Annotated in this window: 8 protein-coding genes; 2 read left to right on the top strand and 6 right to left on the bottom strand. The window is 75.3% G+C overall.

The features are described 5' to 3' along the window. Positions 1-112 precede the first annotated feature (112 nt). Complete coding sequence (locus ABT095_RS30610; RefSeq protein ID WP_350532800.1) at positions 113-349, top strand: acyl carrier protein; 237 nt, start codon at positions 113-115, stop codon at positions 347-349. A gap of 15 nt (positions 350-364) precedes the next feature. Next, positions 365-1,402 carry a ketoacyl-ACP synthase III family protein gene (locus tag ABT095_RS30605; protein WP_350532799.1) on the top strand — a complete coding sequence of 346 codons (1,038 nt, stop codon included), beginning with the start codon at positions 365-367 and terminating at the stop codon, positions 1,400-1,402. A 109-nt stretch (positions 1,403-1,511) separates the two neighbouring features. On the opposite strand, the gene ABT095_RS30600 is transcribed toward ABT095_RS30605, so the two are convergent. The 6 genes from ABT095_RS30600 to ABT095_RS30575 all read right to left on the bottom strand — a co-directional run bounded on the left by ABT095_RS30600 (position 1,512) and on the right by ABT095_RS30575 (position 6,255). Next, on the bottom strand, positions 1,512-2,549 hold the full coding sequence (locus tag ABT095_RS30600) for a C40 family peptidase (RefSeq protein WP_350532798.1): 1,038 nt from the start codon (positions 2,547-2,549) through the stop codon (positions 1,512-1,514). A gap of 66 nt (positions 2,550-2,615) precedes the next feature. Next, positions 2,616-2,768, bottom strand: coding sequence for a hypothetical protein (locus ABT095_RS30595; protein WP_350532797.1), 153 nt, complete (start codon positions 2,766-2,768; stop codon positions 2,616-2,618). A gap of 40 nt (positions 2,769-2,808) precedes the next feature. Beyond that, entirely contained in the window at positions 2,809-3,366 is a 558-nt protein-coding gene (locus ABT095_RS30590) for a hypothetical protein (RefSeq protein WP_350532796.1), read from the bottom strand. Positions 3,367-3,392: 26 nt separating this feature from the next. Continuing rightward, the gene (locus ABT095_RS30585; protein ID WP_350532795.1) at positions 3,393-4,757 is read right to left on the bottom strand and encodes a DUF58 domain-containing protein; all 1,365 of its coding nucleotides are present in this window, start codon (positions 4,755-4,757) and stop codon (positions 3,393-3,395) included. Next, complete coding sequence (locus tag ABT095_RS30580) at positions 4,754-5,752, bottom strand: AAA family ATPase (protein ID WP_350532794.1); 999 nt, start codon at positions 5,750-5,752, stop codon at positions 4,754-4,756. The genes ABT095_RS30585 and ABT095_RS30580 overlap by 4 nt, the downstream gene beginning before the upstream one ends. Positions 5,753-5,787: 35 nt before the next feature. Then, complete coding sequence (locus ABT095_RS30575) at positions 5,788-6,255, bottom strand: hypothetical protein (RefSeq protein ID WP_350532793.1); 468 nt, start codon at positions 6,253-6,255, stop codon at positions 5,788-5,790. Positions 6,256-6,261: the final 6 nt, after the last annotated feature.

Below are 6,261 nucleotides of genomic sequence, written 5' to 3'. Positions count from 1 at the left end.
AGCCTCGGCTGCGGGCTGCTCGGGCTGGTCCTGGAGAACGCGGCCGGACAGCGGTACGAGGAACTGCTGGCAAGCCGGGTCTGCGGACCGCTCGGCTCAGAGGGAGATGGCTGTGATCAGTACCGGGGACTTCATCCGGATCGTCCGGGACGAGCTCGACCTGCCGCTGGCCAGTGCCGATCTGGAGCGGGACTTCGACCAGGTCGTGCACTGGGACTCGATGCACATGATCAGACTCGTCGCAGTGCTGGAGCGGGAGACCGGCAGACGGCTGCCGATCGGCAAGCTGCTGATGCAGCGGAGCCTGCGGGACGTCTACGAGCTGGTCAGCGCACCGGCCGCGGCCTGAGCGGGGGCGAGGGCGATGCGCTGGGACGACGTCTACGTCGCCGGTCTGGGCTCCTACCTGCCGCAGACCGAGATGACCTCCGAGCAGGCCGTGGCCGAGGGGCTCTACGACCCGACCGAGAACCTCGCCAACGGCATCCTGGCGGTGCGGATCGCCGGGCCCGGCGAGGCGCCGGTGGAGATGGCCGCCGCGGCCGCCGCCAAGGCGGTGGCCCGCTCCGGGCACCGGGACGGCGAGTTCGGCCTGGTGCTGCACGCCGGGCTCGGCCACCAGGGGCAGGACTACTGGACCCCGGCCTCCTACGTGCAGGACCACACCGTGGGCGGCGAGGCGGCCGCGATCGAGATCCGCCAGGGCTCCAACGGAGGGCTGGCCGGGGTCGAGCTGGCGGCCTCCTGGGTGGCCGCCCGGCGCGGTGGGCAGGCCGCGCTGGTGACGGCCGCCGACTCCTTCCACCTGCCGTACTTCGACCGCTGGAAGACCGACGTCCAGCTCGTCTACGGTGACGGCGCCGGGGCCGTGGTGCTCTCCTCCCGGACGGGCTTCGCCCGGCTGCGGGCCACCGTCTCGATCGGCGACGGCTCCTTCGAGCCGCTCTACCGGGGCTCCGACGCCTGGACCCCGCACCCCTTCGCCTCCGGCAAGCCGATCGACCTGCGGGCCCGCAAGCGGGACCACCTGATGAAGACCGAGGACGGCTACGAGGGCGCGGTGGCCCGGATGGGCCGGCACATGAAGGAGGTGATCGAGCGGGTGGTGGCCGAGGCGGGCACCACCGTGGCGGAGGTCGACTGGTTCGTCCACGCCAACCTGGGCCAGACCATCGCGCAGTGGGCGTTCTACGACCAGTTCGGCATCGACCGCGCGCGCACCGTCTACGACTGGGGCCGCAGCCTCGGCCACATGGGCGCGGGTGACCAGCTGATCGGCTTCACCCACCTCGCCGAGAGCGGGCGGCTGCGGCCCGGCGACCTGGTGCTCACGGCCGGGGCCGGGATCGGCTTCATGTGGTCGGCGGCCGTCCTGGAGATCCTGGAGCCGCCCGTCTGGTGACCTGGCGAAGAAGGTGCCCGGCCGGCCACTGCCGGGACCGGCCGGGCGGCCAGGGGCCCGCAGGGACAGTCAGGTCCGCTCAGGTCCGCTCAGGTCCGCTCAGGTCCGCTCAGGGGCGGCGGATGACGCTGATCGAGATGGCGTCCACCCGCATGACCCGTACCGTCTCCCCGGCGCGCGGGGCGTGCACCACCTGGCCGTTGCCGATGTACATCCCGACGTGGCTGCGGTCGGACTTGTAGATCACCAGGTCACCCGGCTGCGCGTGGTGCCAGTCGGTGCCGACGTTGGTGCCCACGCCCGCCTGCTCCTGCGAGGTGCGCGGCAGCGAGACCCCGGCCTTCGCGTACGCCCACAGCATCAGGCCCGAGCAGTCGAAGGTGGTCGAGCCGGTGGCACCCCACTCGTAGTCCGCGCCCTGCTTGCTCATCGCGGCCGCCACGGCGGTCGCGGCGTAACCGCCGGCCGGCGGCAGGGAGTTGAGGTCGACCCGGGAGGCGCCGCGCGAGGCGGTGCCGTCGGCGTCCCGCATGATCGCGGCGCGCTCGGCGGCGGTCAGCGTGCCGAGCAGCCGCTGGGCCTCCTGCAGCTTGGACTGCACCTGGCCCTTGGCGTCGTTCAACGCCTTGGTCTGCCCGTCGAGTTCGGCCAGCACCGTGGCGGCCTCCTGCCGGCGCTGGTCGAGCAGCCGCTGCTGGCTCCGGAGCGCCCTGAGGGTCTGCGCCTGGACGTCGGCCGCCTGGTCGAAGGAGGACAGCTGGGAGAGATAGCGGTCCGGATCGGCGGAGAACATCAGCTGCACCGAGGGGTCGATCCCACCCTGGCGGTACTGCCCGGCCGCCACCGCCTCCAGCCCGGCGGCGAGTTCGGTCAGCTGCGCCGTGCCGCGGGCCACCTGGTCCTGCAACTGACCGGCCTGACCGCGCAGTCGGTCGGCCCGCTCCTTGGCGCCGTTGTACTTCTCGGTCGCCTGCTCCTGCTGCTCGAGGAGCTTGTCGACCTGGGCCTTCACCTCGTCCTTGCCCGGGCTCGCGGGCGCGGCGTGCGCGCCGGTCTGGGCCGACAGGGCGACCGTGGCGGCGGCAGCGGTGGTGAGCACGGAGACCCGCGCCCGGCTCGGCTGCTTCGGACGGCGGTGGACGGCCACGGTGAAGCTCCTTCGTTCCTGACGGACTCACCCGGCCAGGCGAAGATCCGGCTCGGCACTCGGAACCTAACGAGGCGCCAGGCGCCGCGTCCAGGCGGATGCCCCGGCGGACGGAGGAGTGTGCCCGCGCGAACGCGCGGCCGCCGGCTCGCAGGCGGTCAGCGCGAGGCCCGCCGCCGCGAGCAGGGCGAGGGCGGTGGCGCGGTGGTGCGCGGTCATGGTGTCGGTCCCCCCGGGGAGATACGTGCCAAGGACGCCCTCAGGCCCCTGGCCGGTTCCGCGCGCCCCGGGCCCAGAGGGCGAGCCCGGCCACCCCGGCCGCCCCCGCGACGGCCAGCGCGGCCAGCACCGGGCCCCAGACCACCCCCCCGAGCGGCGCCAGACCCGCCGCGAGCACCAGGCCGCTCGCGGCGTACGCGCTGCCCACCACCGGCCGCGACCGCCACTGCCGCTGCCCGGCCGGGCCCGCCGCGACGGCGTCCACGAGCAGCAGGTAGCCGAGCAGCAGTGCCGCCACGCAGGCCACATCCCAGCCGGGCGGGGTGGTCAGGGCGGTCAGCACCACGGAGCCGGCCGCGAAGACGGTGTTGCGGTGGTGCGCCAGCCGGTCGGCGAGCCGGGCCGAGTGCTGGACCGGCCGCCGCACCAGCACCGGCCCGGCCCACCAGGCCGCCGCCAGAGCCGGGACGGCGAACAGCAGGGCCAGCCGGGGCGTCCGGACGAACAGACTCGGGTCGGCGGCGGCCAGCGCGAGGGCCAGCGCCACGGCGCGGGCCAGCGGCGCGGTGGCGTCCGGGGCGGGCGGGTCATCGGTCATGGCGGCCTCCTCCGTCGAGGTGGGATTCATCGGACACCGCCCTGGATGCGGGTGCGCAGCAGCGGGGCGAGCGCCAGGTCGAGGCTCTCGCCAGGGGTGGCGGCGAGCACCGGGATGCCCCGGGAGCGCAGCGCGTACCGCATCGCCTCCCGGTCGAACTTCCAGAACTCCAACGCCAGTTCACCGGCCACGTCGCGCAGCTTCGAGCCGGTCTCGGGCACCGGGTCACCGATCGGGATCTCGACCACCACCACCGCGCAGCCCCGGCTGCCCAGGTCACGCAGCAGGTCGAGCACCCGCTGGTCGGTCAGCGTGGTCACCACGTACACCAGCGACCCCGGGGGGATGACCGGGCGGGGCAGCCGCTCCAGGTCGGGCACCTCGTAGCCGAGGTCACGGCGGACGTCGAGCACCGTCTCGATCAGCCGGTAGAAGTACCCGGCGCCGGTGGCCGGGCGCAGCCAGCGGGTGGTGCCGCCGATCGAGACCACGCCGACCCGGTCGTGGCTGCCCAGGTAGGCCCGGGTGATCCCGGCGGCGGTGCGCACCGTCTCGTCCAGGCTGGACCGGCCGGAGGAGGGATCGGCGAAGTCGCCCAGCGCGTCGATCACCACCACGGTGTCGGCGGCGCGTTCGGCCGCGAACTGGGTGATCTGCACGCTGCCCCGGCGGGTGGTGGACGGCCAGTGGATCCGCCGCTGCCGCTCGCCCCACACGTGCGGGCGCACCCCCTGGATCTCCAGGCCCTCGCCGCGCTGGCGGGCGGTGTGCTCGCCCAGGTACTCGGGCAGCCGGACCGGAATCGGGGTGAGCGAGGCCCGGGCGGCGGAGGGGAAGACCTCGATCTCGCCGAGCTCGACCCGCAAGGTCCGCCGGGCCAGGCCGCCGCGGTCGTACAGGTCCAGGTCGAGCGGGCCGAGCGTCCAGCGGCCCCAGCGCGCCGCCGTCAACTCGAGCTCCACCAGGGCGCCGTCCACGGTCAGCCCGTCCAGGGCCAGCCCCGGGCCCGGGTGCAGGACGGGGTCGATCAGGCTGACCGTGCCGTCGAAGGCCAGCCGCACCCGTACGGTGACGCGCTCGCCCTCGAAGCAGCGCCGCTGGTCGACCTCGGCCGTGGCCGCCGGCCGGGACGGACGGCTGCTCCCGGCGGCAGCCAGCGCGAGCAGCACCAGGGGCCCGGCGGCCAGCGCCAGCAGCCACCCCTGGCCGGTCACCAGCGCCGCCGCCCCCGCGACGGCGGCGACGGTGGCCAGGCGCAGCGCCCGCTCGGTGGCCCGCCACAGCGGCGGGGGCGGGGCGGCCGGGCGGGTGAGCACCAGCGGCGGGGCGGCGGGGCGGCCCAGGGTGCGGGTCGCGGGCGGGCGGGAGGCCGTCCGTGTGCGGGAGCTCATCGGTGCGCGGGGGCGGTGGGGACGGTGGCCGGGGTCGGGACGGTGTCGACCAGGCCGGCGATCACGTCGTCCGCGTTGATCTGACGCACCCACAGCTCCGGCCGCAGCGACACCCGGTGGGCCAGCGCGGGCACGGCGAGCGTCTTGACGTCCTCCGGGATCAGGTAGTCCCGGCCCGCCAGCACGGCCTTGGCGCGGGCGAGCTGGAGCAGCGCCAGCCCGCCGCGCGGCGAGGAGCCGACCTGCAGCTGCGGGTGCGAGCGGGTCGCGTCCACCAGGGCCACCACGTAGTCCACCAACGCGTCCGAGACCTCCACCCGCTCCAGCGCGGCCCGCATGGCCAGCACCTCGGCCGGGTCGGTGAGCCTGGTCAGCACCGCCTCCGGCGCGGCCCGGTCGATCCGGGCCCGGAGCATCGCGGCCTCCTGGTGGACCGGCAGGTAGCCCATCCGCACCCGGAGCAGGAAGCGGTCCAGCTGCGCCTCGGGGAGGCTGTAGGTGCCCTCGTACTCGATCGGGTTGGCGGTGGCCAGCACGACGAAGGGCTGCGGCAGCGGGCGGGTCACGCCGTCCACCGAGACCTGTGCCTCGGCCATCGCCTCGAGGAGGGCCGCCTGGGTCTTGGGGGGTGTGCGGTTGAGCTCGTCGGCGAGCAGCAGGTGGGTGAAGACCGGGCCGGGGCGGAAGACCATCTCGCCGGTGCGCTGGTCGTAGAAGGGCGCACCGGTGACGTCCGAGGGCAGCAGGTCGGGGGTGAACTGGATGCGCTGGAAGTCCAGGCCGAGCGCGGTGGCGAAGGAGCGGGCCAGCAGGGTCTTGCCCAGGCCCGGCAGGTCCTCGATCAGCACGTGGCCGCCGGCCAGCACGCCGAGCATGACCAGTTCGAGCGCCTCCGGCTTGCCGACCACGGCGCGGGCGACCTCGTCGAGCACCTGGCGGGCGCGCGTCCCCGCCTGCTGCGGGGTCAGGGTCGGGGCGGGGTGGGTGGTGGTCACGGTGGTCCTCGTTTCGGACGGTGGCGGTGGAGAGGTCAGAGGGCGCGCAGGCCGTCGACGGCCGCGCGCAGGGTGGCTGCCGGGACGGGCAGCTCGGGCGTGGCGCCCGGGGCGATCAGGGCCCAGACCTCGGGGGCGACCAGCGCGGCGGCCCGCTCGGGCTGGGACTGCAGCGAGACGGCGTGCTGCTCGGCGAGCCGGGCGGCGTACAGGCGGCGGAGCCGGTCGACCAGCAATGGGGCCTGGTCGCCCCGGCCGGTCAGGCCGGCCTCGACCACCCGCTGCCAGTCGCCGAGGCCGGGCCGGCGGGTGTCGAGCAACCGCACCAGGTGGCGCACCCCGCTGTCCTGCGAGGCGAAGCCGGTCACGTACCGGGCCGTCACCAGGGCGGCGGCGGTGAGCACGCCCGCGCCGACGGCGGCCGTGGCGGGCCCGCCGACCAGGGCGAGGGCGGCCACGGCGCAGGCCGCGGCGAGCAGCAGCAGGGCGAGGGCGCGGGTCATCGGTCC

Source organism: Kitasatospora sp. NPDC002227 (genome assembly GCF_040296285.1).
Lineage (GTDB): Bacteria > Actinomycetota > Actinomycetes > Streptomycetales > Streptomycetaceae > Kitasatospora.
The sequence above is the reverse complement of the archived record's forward strand: the minus strand, read 5'-3'. Positions and strand labels throughout refer to the sequence as shown.